General features: G+C 44.0%; 18 protein-coding genes. 16 read left to right on the top strand and 2 right to left on the bottom strand.

All coding sequences use genetic code 11. The annotated features are described in order from the left end of the window. The first annotated feature begins 158 nt into the window (after positions 1-158). The 9 genes from I2D56_RS01185 to I2D56_RS09885 all read left to right on the top strand — a co-directional run bounded on the left by I2D56_RS01185 (position 159) and on the right by I2D56_RS09885 (position 9,797). Positions 159-800 (top strand): hypothetical protein, encoded by a 642-nt coding sequence (locus I2D56_RS01185; protein ID WP_229050153.1) that lies wholly within the window; start codon positions 159-161, stop codon positions 798-800. Positions 801-810: 10 nt separating this feature from the next. After that, the gene (locus I2D56_RS01180) at positions 811-1,557 is read left to right on the top strand and encodes a hypothetical protein (protein ID WP_195347787.1); all 747 of its coding nucleotides are present in this window, start codon (positions 811-813) and stop codon (positions 1,555-1,557) included. Between the two features lie 17 nt (positions 1,558-1,574). Continuing rightward, positions 1,575-2,486 carry a hypothetical protein gene (locus I2D56_RS01175; RefSeq protein ID WP_154854322.1) on the top strand — a complete coding sequence of 304 codons (912 nt, stop codon included), beginning with the start codon at positions 1,575-1,577 and terminating at the stop codon, positions 2,484-2,486. Positions 2,487-2,555: 69 nt separating this feature from the next. Then, complete coding sequence (locus I2D56_RS01170; protein ID WP_195347786.1) at positions 2,556-3,470, top strand: hypothetical protein; 915 nt, start codon at positions 2,556-2,558, stop codon at positions 3,468-3,470. A 209-nt stretch (positions 3,471-3,679) separates the two neighbouring features. Beyond that, positions 3,680-4,378, top strand: a complete 699-nt coding sequence (gene dapD, locus I2D56_RS01165) for a 2,3,4,5-tetrahydropyridine-2,6-dicarboxylate N-acetyltransferase (protein ID WP_006595464.1) — start codon at positions 3,680-3,682, stop codon at positions 4,376-4,378. Between the two features lie 63 nt (positions 4,379-4,441). Continuing rightward, complete coding sequence (locus I2D56_RS01160; protein WP_154854329.1) at positions 4,442-5,575, top strand: N-acetyldiaminopimelate deacetylase; 1,134 nt, start codon at positions 4,442-4,444, stop codon at positions 5,573-5,575. A 12-nt stretch (positions 5,576-5,587) separates the two neighbouring features. Then, entirely contained in the window at positions 5,588-6,127 is a 540-nt protein-coding gene (locus I2D56_RS01155; protein ID WP_154854332.1) for a 5-formyltetrahydrofolate cyclo-ligase, read from the top strand. Next, positions 6,111-6,794 carry a rhomboid family intramembrane serine protease gene (locus tag I2D56_RS01150; protein ID WP_154854334.1) on the top strand — a complete coding sequence of 228 codons (684 nt, stop codon included), beginning with the start codon at positions 6,111-6,113 and terminating at the stop codon, positions 6,792-6,794. Before I2D56_RS01155 ends, I2D56_RS01150 begins: the two co-directional genes overlap by 17 nt. 231 nt (positions 6,795-7,025) lie before the next feature. Further along, a complete protein-coding gene (locus I2D56_RS09885; protein ID WP_195347785.1) occupies positions 7,026-9,797 on the top strand; it encodes a C69 family dipeptidase in 2,772 nt (923 codons plus the stop codon). A gap of 90 nt (positions 9,798-9,887) precedes the next feature. Here I2D56_RS09885 and galU read toward each other — a convergent pair whose 3' ends face one another. Both galU and I2D56_RS01135 read right to left on the bottom strand, forming a co-directional pair. Then, positions 9,888-10,799, bottom strand: a complete 912-nt coding sequence (gene galU, locus I2D56_RS01140; protein ID WP_154854338.1) for a UTP--glucose-1-phosphate uridylyltransferase GalU — start codon at positions 10,797-10,799, stop codon at positions 9,888-9,890. Positions 10,800-10,859: 60 nt separating this feature from the next. Further along, positions 10,860-11,876 (bottom strand): NAD(P)H-dependent glycerol-3-phosphate dehydrogenase, encoded by a 1,017-nt coding sequence (locus I2D56_RS01135; RefSeq protein WP_154854340.1) that lies wholly within the window; start codon positions 11,874-11,876, stop codon positions 10,860-10,862. Between the two features lie 229 nt (positions 11,877-12,105). On the opposite strand from I2D56_RS01135, the gene I2D56_RS01130 reads away from it, so the two are divergent. The 7 genes from I2D56_RS01130 (at position 12,106) to I2D56_RS01100 (ending at position 20,891) form a co-directional block, all read left to right on the top strand. Next, the gene (locus I2D56_RS01130) at positions 12,106-16,047 is read left to right on the top strand and encodes a SpaA isopeptide-forming pilin-related protein (RefSeq protein WP_195347784.1); all 3,942 of its coding nucleotides are present in this window, start codon (positions 12,106-12,108) and stop codon (positions 16,045-16,047) included. A 156-nt stretch (positions 16,048-16,203) separates the two neighbouring features. Continuing rightward, positions 16,204-16,893 (top strand): gamma-glutamyl-gamma-aminobutyrate hydrolase family protein, encoded by a 690-nt coding sequence (locus I2D56_RS01125; RefSeq protein WP_048716619.1) that lies wholly within the window; start codon positions 16,204-16,206, stop codon positions 16,891-16,893. A 237-nt stretch (positions 16,894-17,130) separates the two neighbouring features. Then, positions 17,131-17,577, top strand: a complete 447-nt coding sequence (locus I2D56_RS01120) for a dUTP diphosphatase (RefSeq protein ID WP_009731797.1) — start codon at positions 17,131-17,133, stop codon at positions 17,575-17,577. Further along, positions 17,537-18,094: a histidine phosphatase family protein gene (locus I2D56_RS01115; protein ID WP_195347783.1), complete on the top strand. Its 558-nt coding sequence runs from the start codon at positions 17,537-17,539 to the stop codon at positions 18,092-18,094. The genes I2D56_RS01120 and I2D56_RS01115 overlap by 41 nt, the downstream gene beginning before the upstream one ends. Before the next feature lie 13 nt (positions 18,095-18,107). Further along, a complete protein-coding gene (gene radA / locus I2D56_RS01110) occupies positions 18,108-19,469 on the top strand; it encodes a DNA repair protein RadA (protein WP_195347812.1) in 1,362 nt (453 codons plus the stop codon). An 82-nt stretch (positions 19,470-19,551) separates the two neighbouring features. Beyond that, positions 19,552-20,247, top strand: coding sequence for a TIGR00266 family protein (locus tag I2D56_RS01105; protein WP_023027329.1), 696 nt, complete (start codon positions 19,552-19,554; stop codon positions 20,245-20,247). A gap of 146 nt (positions 20,248-20,393) precedes the next feature. Continuing rightward, on the top strand, positions 20,394-20,891 hold the full coding sequence (locus I2D56_RS01100) for a beta-class carbonic anhydrase (protein WP_023027328.1): 498 nt from the start codon (positions 20,394-20,396) through the stop codon (positions 20,889-20,891). Positions 20,892-20,982: the final 91 nt, after the last annotated feature.

Raw genomic sequence — 20,982 nt, 5'->3', positions numbered from 1 at the left:
TAGAATATGTTGCCAAAGGAAATAGGTGTGAACAGTTGGACGGAAAGGGATACAGATACGATCGCAGAATGGATAATGTAAAGGAAATAACAAGAAAACATCTGAAGACCCTCTTAGCTTTCATCCAAAAAAGAGGGATTCTTTTAGGGATCCTCGCAATGTTGGGAGTAGGATATGGGCTTGCTGCTTCTGGGAGTCCACAAGACCAGCTAAATCCAGACCAGCAAGTGACCTTTCGTAAGGAAGAAGCTTATCTGCAGGCCTTCCTGGCGAAATCAGATCGACCAGAAGTTGGGGTGCATTTGGAGGAATTGCTAGAATTTAAAATAGGAGATGGGACTGGTGAGCTAAGCACCAAGGGGACGACACCGGAGACCCTGGTCAAAAAATTAGGGGGAGCCAAGCAAGCTCGGCTGGAGTCAAAAGCTAGAACGCAGCTCCTTCGTCTCAGCTATGGAACGACACAAGATGGTCGAGATAGATACCAATTTGAATTTACCCATATGAAGGATGGCTACTATCTAACAGCTATTCAGGGCTATCAACCAACCTCTAAGCAGAATATAGAAAGTAAACAGCTGAAAAAGGCAGCCTTGACCAGTCTTGCTAGTGGGAAAGAGAAAACTGGCATGAAACTAGAAGACATTTTACAAAAGGTTGGCTTGCCACAATCATTGCTTTTGAATCATAAGGATGGAAAGACAGTTTTGGTCCTAACCTACCGTGCACAAGAGGGGCTCGTCTTTCTCACTTTGCAAGCCCAAAAAGATGCTCACTATCATCTAGTTAAGGTCGAATAAGGAGGAGTAAATGGATACAGTCATCAAGAAGCTAAAAATTCCTGGTCTCCTGCTGCTAGCGTTCCTCTTAGGGATGGGTCTAGAGGTCCTTAGTCATCCACCCAAAAGTTCTACAGCGATAAGTGAAATAAGGAACTTATCAACTTTTGAAGCGAAAGAATTTCAAGGGGAGCGACTCTTAAAAGAAACGAATGAAAAAAAGGATTCGCCATGGACCTTGGAACAAATTAAGCATTTTTCTCTGTCGATAAAGAACCAAAACGGTAGCCTGAAGCAGACTGGAAGTCGCCTGGAGACCCTTCTGAAGGGGATGGGGCACCCCCAAGAGAAAGTTCTCTTTCAATCTACAGCAAGTAAGCAACCCAGTCTCTCCCTGCTCTATCGATGGGACGATAGGGGAAAGGGAGCCTCCATCCGTTTGCTTTTTAGCAAGGGGGCTGATGGGAGTTATCTGCTAGAAGAGATTGACGCCAGTCTAGCCAATCTAGACCGGGAGGGGGAAAAAGCTTTTTCAGAAAAAGTTTACCAGAACTTAGAACCTGGAGAAAAGATAGATCTGAAAGCACTTCTAGGTAGCTATCAGGGATTACAATTCCTCGTCCGACGCCAGATCGGGCCTGATCAGGAAGGTTTTCAACTATCCTTTCAGGATGAGAAGGGGAAATCTTATTTATTAGAGATTGAAATAATGGATGGTTCTTGCTATTTGTTGCGAAAGAGCCAGGTGGACTCTCAAGGGATTACAAGTCTTACCTGATAGAGGGGAGAAATTGAATGGAAAAAGGTAGAAAGATTCAGAGAGAATGGACTAAGGTCCCAGGTGGAAATAAAATCTCTTCAGAGCTCTCTTCAAAAAGTAATCTGCAGAATGATAGGATGGAACTACCAAGCAGGGTCAAAGAAGCAAAAACAGGGAAGCGAAATGGTGGAGAGAATCTTCAAAAAAGTGTGCTTAAGAAGTCTTACTTAGCTCATTTCTCTATTTTCTTCAAGCTAGTGCTAGGAGGTCTGTTCCTCTTGTTCCTTTTTAACATTGTGTCTCGATATGTGAAATCACCTGCGCATGATTCTCACTCTGTAAAATTAAGCAAGGGGACAGAGGCTCGTTTATCAGATAAGGAATTTAAAAATCTTTTTAATAAAAACTCTCGCTATACAGACCCAAATCATAAAGTTGATATCAATATAGAGGAGGTTGTCGCATACATTAGAAAAATTAATGATGCCAACCTTACTATGAATGATATTTTCAACCAATTAGGAAAAGCAAGAGATGGATATGTGAGTATAGACTCTGATGGTAGTCGAGGAAGTGTATTGACGTATCTCCTTACCGATAATAAAGCAGCACTGGACTTTGATTTTAGTGAAAAGGAGAATCGCCTCCTTCTGCATTCGATTCAGTATTTTACCCTAGAAAGCCAGAGAGAATCAACTGAAAGAACAAGTGATGATTATAGTGCTCTTATTCCTCAGCCAGGTCAAGAGGGGGTGGAGTTGATGGAAGCTATCAAAGAATTGGGAGTACCAGATTGGCTCTATTCCAGTTTTTTACCTGGGACGGAGGCTCAAATTGCTATCTCCTATAAAGCAAGTGATGAGATGCGAGTTACCTTGTATTTTGATCAAGATGGAGATTTTTTCCGTTTGGGAAGTATGACGAAATTGAAGGATAAAAAAGAATAACTAAAGTGAGAAGGAGGAGTCTCATTCCGTTTTCTTCCATCCTGAGAAACGAGAATAAGGGAGAGTGAAATGCAAAAAGGTAGAAAAATTCAACGAGAATGGTCAAAAGTGCCAGGGGGGAATAAAAAAGTACCGGAGGTGTTTTCAGAAGGTCAACCACAAGGAGAGGTATTTGAATCCAAAGATCAATTTGAGGAAGACAAATATTCGAGATCAGATCGAGTATACGCATCCCAAATGGGCCAGTTCAAAGCATCCTGGTTTTCTCGTCGCAGTGGTCTCCTGAAGCTAGGGATAGGTCTTGTCGTCATTGTGTGTCTCTTTTGTGGGGCTCTCCACTATGTAAGATACCTTTCCCATCAAAGAGATTCCTATTCAACCACTAAAAAGACTGAGAAGCTCCCAACAGATTCATCCGTAAAAACTGAATTTACATTTTTTGGAGAAGATTCTCCTTATATTGACAAGGACCACAGAATTGAATTGTCCATAGAGGATTTCATTTCTTTAGTGAGAAAAGCGAATGAACCTAATGTAACGCCAGAGCAGATTGTCGATCAGATTGGGAAAGCGGTCTCTGGTCACCTGTCCTCTAGCTCCGACGGTAGCCAGAGAATCGGATTAGAATATGAGCTCGTCGGGGATACAGGGCGCTTGTCTCTTAATTTTCAGAAAGAACAAGATTCTATGGAACTCAGTAGTGTGACCTATTATACTAGGAAAAGTTTTAGAGGAGAAGTCACGAAAACAAGTAAAGACTATAAGGCTTTGCAAGCTTCATCTGAAGAAGGTCTAGAGTTGATAGAAGCTGTAAAAGAATTAGGAACTCCTGACTTTATGCATAATAATTATGCTATTGGGGGAGTCAAACGAATTACAATCGTCTATACTACAAGGGATAAGATGAGTGTCTTTATGTCTTTTGATGAAACTGGGGGAAGATTCCGTTTGAAGAGTATAAGGAGTGTTGAGGATAAATCATAATCGATAAGATCATCTGAGAATTCCTATTTAGGGGTTGTCAAAAAATTCTGGCCTCTCTACTTGTCTCTGTTGGTCCAGAACGTGTTGCTTTGATGAAATTTTTAGATGAGAAAGAATTCTTGCAAATTATGCTATAATAGTAAAATCTAAGAGTTCAAAAGGAGTTTATCTTCCTAGAGGACTGACTACAAAGAACAAGAGGTACTGACATGACTGCACAAAAAATGACTGCACAAGAGATTATCGCCTTTATCGGCAATGCAGAAAAGAAAACCAACGTAAAAGTGACCTTTGAAGGGGAATTGGCAGGAGAGCTTCCAGCATCCGTTGTAAAGCTAGGCAATGTCCTATTTGGAGACTGGAAAGAGATTGAGCCCCTTCTTGCCAACTTAACAGAAAACAAAGACTATATCGTAGAGCAAGATGGTCGCAATTCAGCGGTACCTTTGCTGGACAAGCGTTATTTGAATGCCAGGATTGAACCGGGTGCGATCATTCGAGATCAGGTGACCATTGAAGACAATGCGGTAATCATGATGGGAGCCGTCATCAATATCGGGGCTGAAATTGGTGCAGGGACCATGATCGATATGGGAGCTATTCTTGGTGGCCGTGCAACGGTTGGTAAAAATAGCCATATCGGAGCAGGAGCAGTCCTTGCAGGTGTCATTGAGCCAGCCTCTGCAGAACCAGTTCGTATCGGGGATAACGTCTTGGTGGGTGCCAATGCCGTTGTCATCGAAGGGGTTCAAGTTGGCAATGGCTCTGTCGTAGCAGCGGGTGCGATTGTTACCCAAGATGTACCTGAAAATGTAGTGGTAGCAGGTGTACCTGCGCGCGTGATCAAGACGATTGACGAACAGACGCAACAAAAAACAGCGCTTGAGGATGCCTTGCGTAACCTATAATAGAGGAATAAGAAAAGGAAGCTGGGGGATACCTCGGCTTCTTCTCAAAAGAGGAAGATGGATATGACACTTGATTTAGTAAAAATTCGGCGGGACCTGCATCAAATCCCAGAAATTGGACTAGAAGAATTTAAAACACAAGCCTATCTCTTGGAGCGCATCGCAGAAATCACCGAGGGAAAAGAATTCGTCGAGCAGCGGACCTGGCGGACGGGGATCCTGGTTTTTCTGAAAGGATCCAATCCAGAAAAGACCATTGGCTGGCGGACGGATATCGATGGACTGCCCATTATCGAGCAAACTGGCCTTGACTTTGCCTCCCACCACGAAGGTCGGATGCATGCCTGTGGCCATGATGTTCATATGACCTTAGCCTTGGGCTTGTTGGAGCAATTGGTTCAAGAACAGCCTAAGAACAATCTCTTGTTCCTCTTTCAACCAGCCGAGGAAAATGAAGCTGGAGGCATGCTTATGTATGAAGATGGGGCCTTTGGAGACTGGCTACCTGATCAATTCTACGGCCTCCATGTCCGTCCGGACTTAAAGGTAGGCGAAATCGCGACCAATCGGGGGACGCTCTTTGCAGGGACCTGTGAAGTGAAGCTGACCTTTAAAGGAAAAGGTGGACACGCCGCCTTTCCTCATGAAGCCAAGGATGCCCTGGTTGCTGCTAGCTATTTTGTCACTCAAGTTCAAACCATTGTCAGCCGTAATGTCGATCCTATCGAGGGGGCAGTTGTGACCTTCGGTTCCATGCATGCGGGGACGACCAATAACGTCATTGCAGAAACGGCCTTTCTGCATGGGACCATCCGGACCCTGACCATGGAAATGAACCTCTTGACCCAGAAACGACTCGAGACGATTGCGAGAGGGGTTGCAGATGCTTTTGATATGGACCTAGAGTTGGAACTCAAGCAAGGGGGCTATTTGCCGGTGGAAAACAATCCAGACTTGGCAGATGAATTGATGACTTTCTTTGATCAAGCAGAAGATGTGACCTTGATGGATATCCTACCCGCCATGACCGGAGAGGATTTTGGTTATCTCTTGTCAAAAGTGGATGGAGTCATGTTCTGGTTGGGAGTGGACAGTCCTTATGCCCTTCATCACCCTCAGATGAGTCCCAAGGAAGAAACCCTGCACTTTGGTGTCAAAGCCATTAGTCCTTTCTTAAAAATGAAAGCCAACCAATAAAGAGAGACGGAAATGAAAGCAAGTATTCGAAAAAGTATATTGAAGAAGATGAAAGGCTTGGAGCCGGAGAACAAGCGAAAGGCTGATCGAGCCTTGATCCAGCGGTTACGCTCTTTGTCAGCTTACCAAGAAGCAAGCGTGATTGCGACCTATTTGTCCTTCCCGCATGAGGTGGATACGAGTTTTCTGATTGATGCAGCTCAAGAAGATGGCAAACAGGTTGTCATCCCAAAAACCTATCCCAAAGGGCGCATGGAATTTGCAGTCTATGATCCGCAGAAATTGAAACCAACAGCCTTTGGTCTCTTGGAACCAGAGGATGGGGCTCAAGTGATAGATCAGTCGGAGATTGACCTGATCCATGTTCCTGGAGTGGCCTTTCAAAAGGATGGCTACCGTCTGGGTTATGGAGGAGGCTATTACGATCGCTATTTGGCAGATTTCGACGGAGCGACCGTCAGCACTATCTATGCTTGCCAGGAAGTAGACTTTTCACCTGCTCCCCATGATATTCCAGTACAGGAGGTTCTTGTGGATGAATCAACTATTTGATAAGAAATACCCGGTGACCAGTAGCTTGCTCCTATTAACAACCGGCGTTTTTCTAGCCATGTTATTGCTTCGTGGCTTTGACTATGAATCGGTCCAAACTGTTTACGACTTTGGGGGTGTCTTAGGGGCGGAAATCCAAATGGACCCGAGCCAGAGCTGGCGTTTGCTTGCTGCCATGTTTGTTCATGTTGGCTTGCAACACTTTGTTTTGAACATGGTTACCCTCTATTTTATCGGAAGAATCGCAGAAGATCTATTTGGCTCAAAGGCCTTTTTAGCCCTCTACCTCTTATCCGGCTTAATGGGCAACCTTTTTGTCTTGGTTTTTTCTCCTCTTGCTGTTGCAGCTGGGGCTTCTACCGCCTTGTTTGGAATCTTTGGTGCCATTGCCAGTTTGCGCTTTATAGCTCGAAGTCCCTATATTCACTATCTGAGCCAACGTTATACTTCCTTGATTCTGATCAATATCCTCTTTAGCTTCATGCCGGGGATCAGTCTAGCCGGTCACTTAGGAGGCCTGGTGGGAGGAGGGCTTCTAGCCTTTGTCTTTCCCGTTTATGGTGAGCAAGATAGTGTGAAAAAAAGCTGGCGCTTGGTAGCTCTGTTTCTTTATACAGCTGGGGCCATCCTTCTTTATGCTTGGCCTTTACTTGCTCAACCCTTTTAATGATTTGTAACGAATTTGTAAATTATCTGAAAACTGAGTGAAGTCTCAGTTTTTTTGTATTTATTTCTTAAAAACGATAGAGAAAGCTAAAAATATCACAAATAAATGAATAAAAATGTGAAAAGAAAGCGCTTGCAATGTTGATTGAAAAGGAGTAGACTGATGGTATATAAAACCTACTTGTGTCCAAAAACCGCTTGAGGACATAGAATAAGCAAAAGGAGATTTGCGATGAAGAAATGGTTGTTTAAACTAGCTTTGGTAGCGATGACGTTCTTACTCCTACCAATTCAAGCCGTTCAGGCCTGCTGTGGATTTATCATTGGTCGCCAGTTGACCAAGGATGGAACAACCCTGTTTGGCCGGACTGAGGACTATCCTTATTATCCAAATGGTGGAAAACACAACAAAAACTATGTTGTTGTCGATGCCAAGACCTATAATGAGGGAGATCAAATCGAGGATGAATCCAACGGATTCACCTACCCGCATGCTGCCAATGAAATGAAATACACAGCAACTTATGACTCTGCTCGTGGTGACGGTAGCAACGGGGCTTTCGGGGAACACGGTTTTAATGAAGCCGGTGTATCCATGACTGCGACAGTAACAGCGATCCCAAATAAAAAAGTCTTGTCAACGGATCCTTTGAAAGAGAATGGACTTCCAGAAGCAGCGATGCTAGATGTCATCTTGCCACGTGTGAAGACTGCCCGTGAAGGGGTTGAATTACTGGCTAAAGTCATCGAAGAAAAAGGTTCAGCTGAAGGGAATGTGGTCGTCTTTGCAGACCAAAATGAAACTTGGTATATGGAAATTCTTTCTGGTCACCAATATGTAGCGGTGAAGGTGCCAGAAGATAAATACGCAGTCTTTGCAAATACCTACTACCTTGGTCATGTGGATTTGAATGACAAGGAAAATGTGATTGCTTCGAAAGATGTCGAAAAAGTAGCCAAGGAATCTGGCAACTACAAGACCGATAAAGATGGCAATTTCCATATTGCTAAATCTTATGGACCAGAAAAATATGCTGAAGGGGACCGTTCACGGACCTATGCAGGTATTACCTTGCTAGATCCAGACTCTAAAGTCACCTATGAGGATGATGAGTATGAGCTCTTCCGTTCACCAACCGATCCAAATAAAAAATACACCTTAGAAGATGCTTTTGCCTTGCAACGGAACCGTTTTGAACACTTGAATGGTCGCTTTGTACCAGATGATCAAATCGGTGTTAAGAAACAAGGTGACGATGGTAGCAACGATACTGTTCGTAAAGACCAATATAAATATGCCTTAGGAAACGAAAATGTGATTGATGCCCATGTCTATCAAATCAATCCAAACCTTCCAAAATCATTTGGTGGAACTGTATGGCTCGGCATGGGACCTTCACGGAACACCCCTTATGTTCCATTCTATGGAAATGTAAAAGATACTTACGAAGCCTTTAAACCTCAAACAGCTACTTATGATCCAAATTCATGGTATTGGACAGTTTGGCACATTGACCAAATGGCCATCAATAACCAAGATCTCTTCGGAAAATCTATCCAAAATCACTGGAAAGCACTAGAAGAACAGCTCATTATCGAACAAAAAGTGAGCGATGCAAAATACGCTGCCTTGAAAGCTGATGAAGTAGCTGCAAAAGGGGCAGAGGATCAAGTAACTGCTGAATCAATTGCGCGTTCTGAACGTCTTTTCAAACAATTTAAACAATACGAAGCAGAGCTTTCAGCAACCTTGAAAGAAGCGGGTAGAACAGATGATCCGTATCGGGCATCTCTTCCAGATGATTACAAGGAACCAACGGACGCAACTACAACAACAGCTCCAAGTACTGAGCCAAGCACTGACGCAACTACGACAACAGCTCCAAGTACTGAGCCAAGCACTGACGTAACTACGACAACAGCTCCAAGTACTGAGCCAAGCACTGACGTAACTACGACAACAGCTCCAAGTACTGAGCCAAGCACTGACGCAACTACAACAACAGCTCCAAGTACCGAGCCAAGCACTGACGCAACTACAACAACAGCTTCAAGTACCGAGCCAAGCACTGACGCAACTACAACAACAGCTCCAAGTACCGAGCCAAGCACTGACGCAACTACAACAACAGCTTCAAGTACCGAGCCAAGCACTGACGCAACTACAACAACAGCTCCAAGTACCGAGCCAAGCACTGACGCAACTACAACAACAGCTTCAAGTACCGAGCCAAGCACAGATGCAACTACAACAACAGCTCCAAGTACTGAGCCAAGCAAGAATGAAACCAAGCCAACTCAACCAAGTACCGAGCCAAGCAAGGATGAAACCACAACTACAACGACTGAACCAAGCACGGATGCAACTCAACCAACTGAGCCAAGTACTGAGCCAAGCAAGAACGAAACCAAGCCAACTCAACCAAGTACTGAGCCAAACAAGGATGTAAACACATCAACTACGATTGTCCCTGCTCCAACTACAAACAATCGTCCAGTTCTTCCTACGAATTCTTACATTTTAGTAGATCCTGTTACTGGAATCACCCTACAAAACCCAGACTTTGCCCAAGGTGGCTTTAATTTGGTAGCTTCTGTATTGAAGGATGTCCAAGCCCTCAAAGGTAAAGACTATCAGATTTACGACATTCAGTTGTCAAATCAAAATGGCCCTGTTCATCAATTCAGCCCAACTGTGGTGACCATGCCAGTGGATCCTAAGAAAGAAGTAGAATCTGTTGTAGGGATTGGAGAAGATGGCAAGGTTGAGACCTACCAGTTCAGCTTGAATGAAGACAAGAGCAAGGTAACCTTCACAACCAATCATTTCTCATCTTATGGAGTTGTTTACAAAACAGCAGCTAAGGTAGAAGAAAAAACAGAAAGCAAAAAATTGCCATCTACTGGACAAACCATTTCAATGGTTGGTATCATCGGTGGTGTCTTGATTAGTGCACTTGGATTTGCCTTCTATGTAGAAAAACGCAAACAGAATAAAGCCTAAAGAACCAACCTGTTTTTAAGAAAGAAAAAGAGGCCGGACGTTTAGTCCGGTCTCTTTGCTTTATAATCGAAAAGTCAGGGTGAGGATTTTTTACTTCTCAGTCACTTTCCCACTTTCTTCTAATTGTTTTCCAAGATCGATGATGTATTGTTTAAGATCATCTTTAACCTGTGGGTGCTTCAAGGCATAATCAATAGAAGTTTTCATGAAACCAAACTTGTCCCCAACATCGTAGCGTCTGCCCTTAAATTCGCGGGCAAATACTCGTTGGGTCTTGTTCAAGGTATCAATGGCATCAGTCAATTGGATTTCATTTCCAGCGCCTGGTTTTTGGTTTTCCAAGATTTGGAAAATCTCTGGAGTCAGCAAGTAACGACCGATAATGGCAAGGTCACTCGGTGCTTCCTCAGGTGCCGGTTTTTCGACAAAGGTTTCAACACTATACAGTCCCTTGATGCCTTCCCCTTGAGGAGCAATGACTCCGTAGGCAGAAACTTCTTCATGGGGAACTTTCATGACAGCAATGGTTGAAGCATGTGTCTCATCGTAGTCATTCATCAATTGCTTGGTGAGCGTAGTCGCTGTATCATCTGTGATATCCATGAGGTCATCACCCAGCATCACGACGAAAGGCTCATTCCCAACGAAGGCCTTCGCCTGAAGGACAGCATCTCCAAGGCCGTTCGGATGTTTTTGACGAATGAAGTGGAGGCGCATCCCGGTAGTTTCATCGACCAGTTTCAATAGGTCATTTTTCCCTTTTTCCTTGAGGTTGTACTCAAGTTCGAAGTTTGAGTCGAAGTGGTCTTCGATCGAACGTTTGGACTTACCAGTGACAACGAGAATGTCCTCGATGCCAGCCTTAAGGGCTTCCTCAACGATGAATTGGATGGTTGGCTTATCCACGATTGGCAACATTTCTTTGGCCAAAGCTTTGGTTGCAGGTAGGAAACGCGTTCCAAGTCCAGCCGCAGGAATGACTGCTTTTCTAACTTTTGTCATAATAATTCCTTTCTAACTAAAGAATGATGGTTTCGTTGAATGAGTAGCAAGAAATAACCCTTAGTTCCACTCATTTTCTTCTTTAAATTCGTTGTTCATCATGAAGTTGATAGCTTCGCGTATGTCTTGCCCTTCATAAATCACTTGGTAGATGGCTTGTGTGATCGGCATATAGACGTCTAGCTCTTGGGCCAGTTCGTAGGCGGCCTTAGTAGTTGAAATCCCTTCGATGATCATGCCCATGTTGGCTTCGATATCTTCTAGTTTTTCACCGCGACCGAGGGCATCCCCAGCTCGCCAGTTCCGAGAGTGGATCGAAGTTCCTGTCACGATCAGGTCCCCAACTCCGGATAGTCCACTATAGGTTAAGGGGCTAGCGCCTAGTTTAACACCTAGACGGGTGATTTCAGCTAAACCACGTGTGATGATAGCAGCCTTGGCATTGTCCCCAAAGCCGAGTCCATGGAGGGCTCCAGCACCAACAGCGATAATATTTTTCAAGGCTCCAGCCGTTTCTACCCCAATCACATCTGTATTGGTATAGAGGCGGAAGTAGTGGTTGCTGAAGAGTTCTTGAACATAACGAGCTGTTTCTAAATTCTTAGAAGCTGCTGTGATCAGAGTGATATCGCGAACGATGGTTTCTTCAGCGTGACTTGGACCAGACACGACCACAATCTCGCTACGTAGAGAAGCAGGGATTTCCTCTTCTAAGATTTGAGAAATCCGTTTGTGACTGTTTGGTTCTAACCCTTTGGAGGCGTGCATGACCTTGACAGGATGGTCCAAGAGTTCAGCTACTTGCTTAGCAACGAGTCGTGTCACCTTGGTTGGGACGACAAAGAGGACAGCATCTGCTCCAGAAAGGGCTTCATCCAAGTTGTGGTAAGCCTTGATCCCTGGATCTAGCAGGACATCCTTAAAGTAGCGTTTGTTGGTATGTTCTTTATTGATTTCGTCGATTTGTTCTGGGACGTTTCCCCAGATCCGCACTTCATGGCCATTATCGTGGAGGACTTGAGAAAGGGCAGTTCCCCAAGAACCAGGACCGATGACTGCAACGGTTTGTTTATCCATAGTATTCTCCTTCGTGAAGATTTCATTTCTATTTTACCATACTATAGAGAAAAAAGCTTTGGAATCTAGCTGAATTTCAGAGGAAAAGCAAATAATATGATAACTGATAAAATGTTGGGAATTTTAGTAAATTATTCTTGCATATATAAGTTAAATATGATAAAATTCTTTCCATATATTACTCTAGCTAGTGATATATAGGAGAAACAAAAAGAAAAAGGAGTTTATGATGAAAAAGAGCTTAAAAATAATACTGACCTTAGTATTAGTTTTAGCTAGTGTCTTTGGTTTGTCCAAAATACGGTCGGCCCATGCTGATGGCGCAACAGGAAAGATCCAAATTACAAGTAAAACGATCACACCTGCTAAGTCACCCGTGGACCAGTATACGGACATTAAGGTTGATCTAACTTTCAATGTTCCGAATGAGGTTAAATCTGGGGATCAAGCGGTCATTACCCTCCCTCAGAATTTAAAATTTATCAAGGATCAAACATTTGATGTGAAGAGCCCGGATGGTAAAGTGGTTGCAAAAGCAGTCATTAATGCCGCCAACAAAACCATCACCCTGACTTATGAAAATTATGTGGAAACGAAATCGAATATTTCAGGAAGCTTGTCTTTTGGAGTTCGGGTAGAGCCGGCAACAGAATCTCCAAGCAAGGTGCCAATCACCTTGAATGTGGATAACAATCCTGTCCCTGTAGGAAAAGTTGACTTTGTAGTTGACCCAGGGAACGCTGGAAAGACCTTGGATAAGGTTAGCTGGGGAACAAAACACTTAGCTGATGGTAGCATTACACGTCAATATGAAGTGCGTGTCAATGCAGCGAAAGAGCCGTTGACAGAAGCAGTTGTGACTGACCAATTGCAAACAGAAGGAATGAGCTACGTAGAAGATTCCTTTGTGATTAAAAAAGGGAATTGGGTCGTTAACAGTTCGCATAAATTAGATTTGAAAAATGGGCAAGTTGTTTCTTTTCCAGTTGAGTTTGGAGCAGACAAGAAGAGCTTCCAAGTCAGCTTGGGCAATGTAGCCCAAGGCGAAGGTTACTCGATTGCCTATAAGGTGAAGATTCCTTATACCCCTAAAGTTGGTGCCGAGTTCTATAACAATGTAACCTTGAATGCAAAAAAAGTTGTTGAAACTAAGAGCAATCCATTTGTTTATCAAGATGCTACTGGAGAGGCTGAAGGGTCTACCTACTCAATCAACCTCAAGAAAATTGATAGCCAGGATGAAAACACTGCTTTAGCAGGTGCGGAGTTTAACGTGATCCGTGTTGCAACAGGTGCTGTTGTCGGTAAGTTGACAACCAATGCAAAGGGGGAAGCGAGCATTGGTGGCTTGTTGAACACAGCTTACCAATTAGTTGAAACAAAAGCTCCAGAAGGATATGAATTGGATGCCACTCCAATTGATGTCAAATCAGAAGATTTTGGAACAACGAAAACAGCTCTTAAAAAAGTTACAAACAAGAAAATTGTTAAAGAACCGACACCAACCAGTGCGGTGATTGAATTAGATAAGGCCCTTACAGGTCGTGACTTGGTAGACGGTGAGTTTAGCTTTGAATTGTACGAAGGTTCAAACAAACTTCAAACTGTCACCAACAAATCTGGCAAAGTAACCTTTGAATCAATCTCTTACACAGCAGAGGGTGAACACACTTACACTGTGAAAGAGGTCAAAGGGGATAATGCCACTATTGCTTACGATACTTCTGAAAAACAAGTGACTGTTAAAGTCACTCGTGATGGAGATGCCTTGAAGGCAGAAGTTGTCTATCCAGAAAGCAAAACCTTTACCAATGCCTTCACGCCAAACGCAACAACTGCAACAATTGAGTTGACGAAAGAGTTAACAGGTCGTGACTTGGTAGATGGCGAATTTAGTTTTGAATTGTACGAAGGTTCAAACAAACTTCAAACTGTCACCAACAAATCTGGCAAAGTAACCTTTGAATCCATTTCTTACACAGCAGAAGGTGAACACACTTACACTGTGAAAGAGGTCAAAGGTGACAATGCCACTATTACTTACGATGCTTCTGAAAAACAAGTGACTGTTAAAGTCACTCGTGATGGAGATGCCTTGAAGGCAGAAGTTGTCTATCCAGAAAGCAAAACCTTTACCAACGCCTTCACACCAAACGCAACGACTGCAACAATTGAGTTGTCTAAAGAGTTGACAGGTCGTGACTTGGTAGACGGTGAGTTTAGTTTTGAATTGTACGAAGGTACTAACAAACTTCAAACTGTTACTAACAAATCTGGCAAAGTAACCTTTAATGCTATCTCTTACACAGCAGAAGGTGAACACACTTACACTGTGAAAGAAGTCAAAGGGACTACCCCAGGTATCACATACGATACAGCAGAAAAACAAGTAACCGTTCAGGTAACAAAAGATGGAGACAACCTAAAAGCAACAGTTGTCTATCCAGAAAACAAGGTCTTTGCAAATACTTACTCAGCTCCAAGTCCAGCAAAAGCTCAGATTTCAGCTAGCAAGATTTTAGAAGGTCGTGACCTAAAAGATGGCGAATTCAGCTTTAACTTGTTGGATGAAGCTGGAGAAGTTCTTCAAACAAAACAAAATGCTGCAGATGGTTCCGTAGCCTTTGATGAAATTTCTTATTCACAAGAAGATGCAGGAAAAACTTTCCACTACACGATTAAAGAAGTGATTCCTCAATCTCAAGAAAAAGGAATGACCTACGATCAAGCTAGCATTGAAGTGACAGTAACTGTTACGAAAGATGATGCAAGCAATACCATCAAGGCTACAGTGGCATATGGTGAAAAGAAATCCTTTATCAATACTTTTGTGACAAGTGAAATCCCACCAACACCACCAGTAGTTGAAAAACCAGAAGCTAAACTTTATACCATCCAACTTCACAAGGTCAATGGTGAAGGTCAAGCTCTAGCAGGAGCTGTCTTCGGACTCTTTGAAGCAGATGGTGTGACAGCGGTTGCCAACCCTTATGGCGAAGGCCAAGCGACAGCGACATCCGATGCTAATGGTCTTGTAAGCTTTGTAGGCTTTGAGGCTAAGAATTATGTAGTGAAAGAATTGACAGCACCAGAAGGTTACCAATTATCAACTGCTTCAATCGCTGTCTCTGCAACAGAATTGAGCACTGCGACAGACTTGGTAGTGGATAAAGGAAATGTGGTGAACCAACCGTTTACTGCTATTCCACCAACTCCGCCAGTTGTTGAGAAACCGGAATTGACTCTTTATAGCATTCAATTGCACAAAGTCAATAATGAAGGTCAAGTCTTGGCAGGAGCTGTCTTTGGACTCTTTGAAGCAGATGGTGTAACACCAGTTGCAAATCCATATGGCGAAGGTCAAGCGACAGCGACATCCGATGCCAACGGTCTTGTGACCTTTACAGGACTTGAAGCCAAGGATTATGTAGTGAAAGAAATCACTGCTCCAGAAGGATACCAACTTTCTGAAGAAGCGATTACTGTTTCATCTAGCCAGTTGATTGCGTCAACCGATCAAGTACTTGATCAAGGAAAAGTTGTCAACAAACCATTTACAGCGATTCCGCCAACTCCACCAGTAGTTGAGAAACCAGAATTGAAGCTATATACCATTAAGCTTCACAAGGTAAATCCATTCTACCAATCTCTAGCAGGAGCAGTCTTCGGACTCTTTGAGGCGGATGGTGTGACACCAGTTGCCAATCCATATGGTGAAGGTCAAGCGACAGCGACATCTGATGCTAATGGTCTTGTAAGCTTTGTAGGCTTTGAGGCTAAGGATTATGTGGTGAAAGAATTGACTGCTCCGGCAGGATACCAACTTTCAAACGTTTCAATCACTGTTTCTGCGGCAGAGTTAACTGCTGCGACAAATTTGGTAGTAGATAAAGGGAATGTTGTCAATCAACTGACTCCTCCAAAAGGGAATACCCCACCACCTTCTACTGACAAACCAAGAAAAGAAATTCCATCAAATCCTCCAAAAGGGAAAACCCCACCACCTTCTACTGAAAAACCAGAAAAAGAAATTCCATCAAATCCTCCAAAAGAGGATAAAAAAGAAGTTCTTCCTTCTACTGGTCAATCAATGAGTGAAGGACTAGTGGCTACAGGACTCGCATTGGCGGTTGCTGGAAGTGCCTTGGTTTACAAAAAACGTGAGAATTAATCTCTAAAACAGGTTTTGTTCTAGCCTTGCTAGACAAGCCTGTTTTTTTGCTTTGGGTGATAAAAAATATTTATCAGGCCCTTAAAAAATACATATTAGACGCTCTAAGGGTGGGATGATAAAATAGGGAATAGAAATATTAAAGGAGGGAAGGCCATGTGTAGAACGATTGTTGGAGTCTCTGCCAATCTATGTGCAGTGGATCCAGATGGAAAAAATATCCATTCGTCTGTATCTTGTAAGTTTGCGGAAACCATTAAGCAAGTAGGTGGCCTTCCTATGGTCATCCCAGTGGGAGACCCATCTTTTGCAAAAGATTATATCGAAACAGTGGACAAGCTTATCCTCAGTGGGGGGCAAAATGTCCATCCTAGCTTTTATGGAGAAGAGATCGCTATCGAGAGTGATGACTACAATCTCGAGCGCGATCAGTTTGAATTGGCCTTGTTAAAAGAAGCAGTCCGTCAAAATAAGCCGGTCCTAGCCATCTGCCGAGGAGTTCAGTTGGTCAATGTGGCCTTCGGTGGGACTCTCCATCAAGAAGTGGAAGGACACTGGCAGGGCCTTCCTTTTGGCACTTCTCATTCAATTGAGACCAAAAAAGGCAGTGTGGTGGAGCGTCTCTTTGGGCAAGCCAGCCAGATCAATTCTGTTCATCGCCAAAGTATCAAGGACTTGGCGCCCAACTTTCGAGTGACTGCCATTGATCCACGAGATCAGACCATTGAAGCCATCGAAGCAGTAGATGGTCATCGCATCATCGGCTTGCAATGGCATCCAGAGTTCCTAGTCAAAGAAGAAAAAGGCAATCTCGAACTCTTCCGCTATCTGTTGCAAGAATTGTAAACTCTTTAGATTTTTTTAAGGAGAAAGAGGTAAACTAGTCTCATCAACAAAGACCTCCTAACTTTGTTTGATACAGTTTACTTTTTTCATATAATCTCCTGCAAAAGTCTCCTCGGTTGAGGGGACTTTTATGTGTTTGTCAGAAAAAATACGAATAGTAGTATAGGGGAGACGCTAGGGAAAAGTGATGGTATAATAGAAGAGATGGAAACAATTTAGAATGAAAGAGGAATCATCATGACAAAAATTCGTGGATTTGAACTTGTATCAAGCTATACCAATCAGGACTTGTTGCCAAAACGGGAGACAGCCCATGCAGCTGGCTACGACTTAAAGGTGGCAGAGCGCACAGTGATTGCACCGGGAGAAATCGTCCTCGTCCCAACTGGGGTCAAGGCCTATATGCAAGCGGGGGAGGTGCTGTATCTTTACGACCGCTCATCCAATCCTCGCAAAAAAGGTCTGGTCTTGATCAACTCTGTGGGGGTTATTGATGGCGACTACTATGGGAATCCAGGAAATGAAGGCCATATCTTTGCTCAGATGAAAAATATTACCGATCAGGAAGTTGTTCTTGAAGTTGGGGAACGTGTGGTTCAGGCTGTCTTTGCTCCTTTCTTGATTGCAGATGGAGATGAGGCGGATGGCGTGCGGACCGGTGGATTTGGGTCAACAGGGCACTAAGATGAAGATTATCTTTGTCCGTCACGGGGAGCCAGATTATCGTGTGTTAGAGGAGCGTGCTTATTCCGGATTTGGAATGGATCTAGCTCCCTTATCTGAGAAGGGAAGGAAACAGGCTCAGGACCTTTGCCAAAACCCCTTGTTCCAATCAGCTGATCTACTAGTAGCTTCAGCAGTAACGCGAGCTTTAGAAACAGCTTCTTATCTGGCTTGTGCTACTGGACTTCCTTTGAGAGTAGAACCCTTATTGCACGAATGGCAGGTATACGAAAGTGGTATAGAGAATTTTGAAACAGCTCGGACTCTGTTTCTAGAAAATAATGGGAAGCTCCTTCCGGATAGCCCAATTCAATATGAAACCGCTGAGGATATGAGAGTTCGCTTTATTGAAACTTTGGCCAAGTACCGAGACTACCAGAAGCTTGTAGTGGTTACCCATCGCATGCTCATGCGCCAGTTTGTACCGAATGAAACCATTGATTTTTGCCAAGTGATTGAGTGTGAGATAGAGATTTAGAAAGAGGTATCTTATCGCTAAGAAAAAAACGACATTTATTTGTCAAAATTGTGCTTATAACTCACCCAAATACCTAGGGCGCTGTCCTAACTGTGGTTCTTGGTCTTCTTTTGTCGAGGAGGTCGAGGTCGCAGAGGTCAAGAATGCACGGGTATCCTTGACGGGTGAAAAGACCAAACCCATGAAATTGGCGGACGTGACCTCTATCAATGTTCACCGGACCAAGACGGAGATGGAGGAATTCAACCGCGTCCTTGGTGGAGGAGTGGTCCCAGGGAGTCTCGTTCTCATCGGGGGAGATCCTGGGATAGGGAAATCGACCCTCCTTCTCCAAGTGTCGACCCAGTTGTCTCAAGTGGGAACGGTTCTCTACGTTAGTGGAGAGGAGTCGGCCCAACAGATCAAACTTCGGGCAGAGCGCTTGGGAGATATTGACAGTGAGTTTTATCTCTATGCCGAGACCAATATGCAGAGTGTTCGAGCAGAAGTGGAGCGCATCCAGCCCAACTTCCTCATCATTGACTCGATCCAGACCATTATATCTCCTGAGATTTCAGGGGTGCAGGGATCAGTTTCTCAGGTGCGGGAAGTAACAGCTGAGCTCATGCAGCTGGCCAAAACCAATAACATTGCCATTTTTATCGTCGGTCATGTGACCAAGGAAGGAACCTTGGCGGGCCCTCGGATGCTGGAACACATGGTGGATACGGTGCTCTACTTTGAAGGGGAACGGCACCATACCTTCCGGATCCTGAGAGCGGTCAAGAACCGCTTTGGCTCGACCAATGAGATTGGAATCTTTGAGATGCAATCAGGTGGGCTGGTCGAAGTCCTCAATCCCAGTCAGGTCTTTTTAGAAGAACGTTTGGATGGGGCGACTGGTTCTGCCATTGTCGTCACCATGGAAGGAAGTAGACCAATCTTGGCGGAAGTTCAGGCCTTGGTGACACCGACTGTATTTGGAAATGCCAAGCGGACAACGACGGGTCTGGACTTTAATCGGGTCAGTCTCATTATGGCTGTGTTAGAGAAACGTTGCGGACTTCTTCTCCAAAATCAGGATGCCTATCTCAAGTCAGCTGGTGGTGTCAAACTAGACGAACCAGCCATTGACTTAGCCGTAGCGGTAGCCATTGCTTCTAGCTACAAGGAGCTTCCAACCAATCCTCAAGAAGCCTTTATCGGTGAGATTGGCTTGACTGGGGAGATTCGTCGCGTGACTCGGATTGAGCAAAGGATCAACGAAGCGGCGAAACTTGGTTTCACTAAGATTTATGCGCCAAAAAATTCTCTCCAAGGGATCGCGATCCCAGATGACATTCAAGTGATAGCAGTCTCCACGGTAGGGGAAGTTCTGAAAAAAGTCTTTTCTTAACCAGATCTTGGAATCGTTTGCAAAAAGGTTTTTCCTGTGCTATACTTTTTCTATACTTACTAAACATAGGGGGGTACTTATTTTGCAATTTTTTACAGATAACAATGTGCAGTTCCCTTTGGTCGAGCTGTCTCTCAATCAAGGTGAAACTGTCTATATTCAACGGGGGAGTATGGTCTACCATACGCCTAATGTGACCCTCAACACCAAATTAAATGCGAGTGGCTCTGGTGTGGGACGCTTTGTGAAAGCAGTTGGACGGTCAATGGTTTCGGGTGAAAGTACCTTTATCACTCAGGTATTTGCCCAGTCTAATAATGCTTACCTAGCATTGGCACCCGACTCACCAGGTCAGGTGGTGCCACTCTACTTGGGCGAAAAGCAGTATCGATTGAACGATGGTGCCTTCCTTGCACTGGATGGTTCAGCTTTCTATACAATGGAAACCCAATCGATTGGTAAGGCTCTCTTTGGTGGTCAGGGTGGATTCTTCGTCATGACGACCCAAGGTCAAGGGACCCTCTTGGTGAATGCCTACGGCTCAATTAAAAAAATTGAGCTAAACAATCAAGAAATCACCATCGATAATGCCCATGTCGTTGCTTGGAGCCAGTCTTTGGATTACAATATCCATTTGGAAAATGGTTTCTGGCAATCCATCGGAACGGGTGAAGGTGTTGTCAATACCTTTAGAGGGACTGGTGAGGTCTATGTTCAAAGTCTCAACCTTCAGACCTTTGCTGGCTTGCTGAATCGTTATTTACCAAGACGATCATAAGATAAGAAAGGAGTGTAGAAGTCGGTTTGCTTTTGCTCTCCTTTTTCATGTAGGCTGACAACTGACAATCTGGGAAAAAGATGGTAAGATAGAGTGTAAATAATTTGGTGTTCAAACTATTTTACCAACCAGAAAGGAAGTTCCTAATGTCCTATTTTGAGAATTTTTTAAAAGCCAATCAAGCCTATGTTGAATTGCACGGAGACCTCCATCTTCCGATCAAACCGAAAACGCAAGTGGCCATTGTGACCTGTATGGACTCTCGTCTTCACGTGGCACCAGCACTGGGGCTTGCTTTGGGAGATGCCCATATTTTGCGGAATGCAGGTGGGCGCGTGACAGAGGACATGATTCGTTCCTTGGTCATCTCACAGCAACAGATGGGGACTCGAGAAATCGTGGTTTTGCACCACACAGACTGTGGAGCGCAAACCTTTGAGAATGAAGGTTTCCGTCAGCATCTGAAGAAGGAGTTGGGAGTTGATGTTGGAGACCAAGACTTCCTACCCTTTCAAGATATCTACGAGAGCGTCCGGGAGGATGTCGCTCTCTTAAAAGCATCGCCACTGATTCCAGACGACGTCATTATCTCAGGAGCTGTCTATGATGTCGATACAGGATTGATCACTGAGGTGATAGATTGACTTAAACTTATACCGTTAGCTTTTTGGCTAACGGTTTTTGTATGCAAATACGAAACTGAAAATTGATAGGGGTTGAAAACATAAGGCATCA

The sequence above is a fragment of the Streptococcus australis genome, from assembly GCF_015553625.1.
GTDB classification, from domain to species: domain Bacteria; phylum Bacillota; class Bacilli; order Lactobacillales; family Streptococcaceae; genus Streptococcus; species Streptococcus australis_B.
Note: the sequence above shows the minus strand (reverse complement) of the source record. Positions and strands in the feature narration are given on the sequence as shown.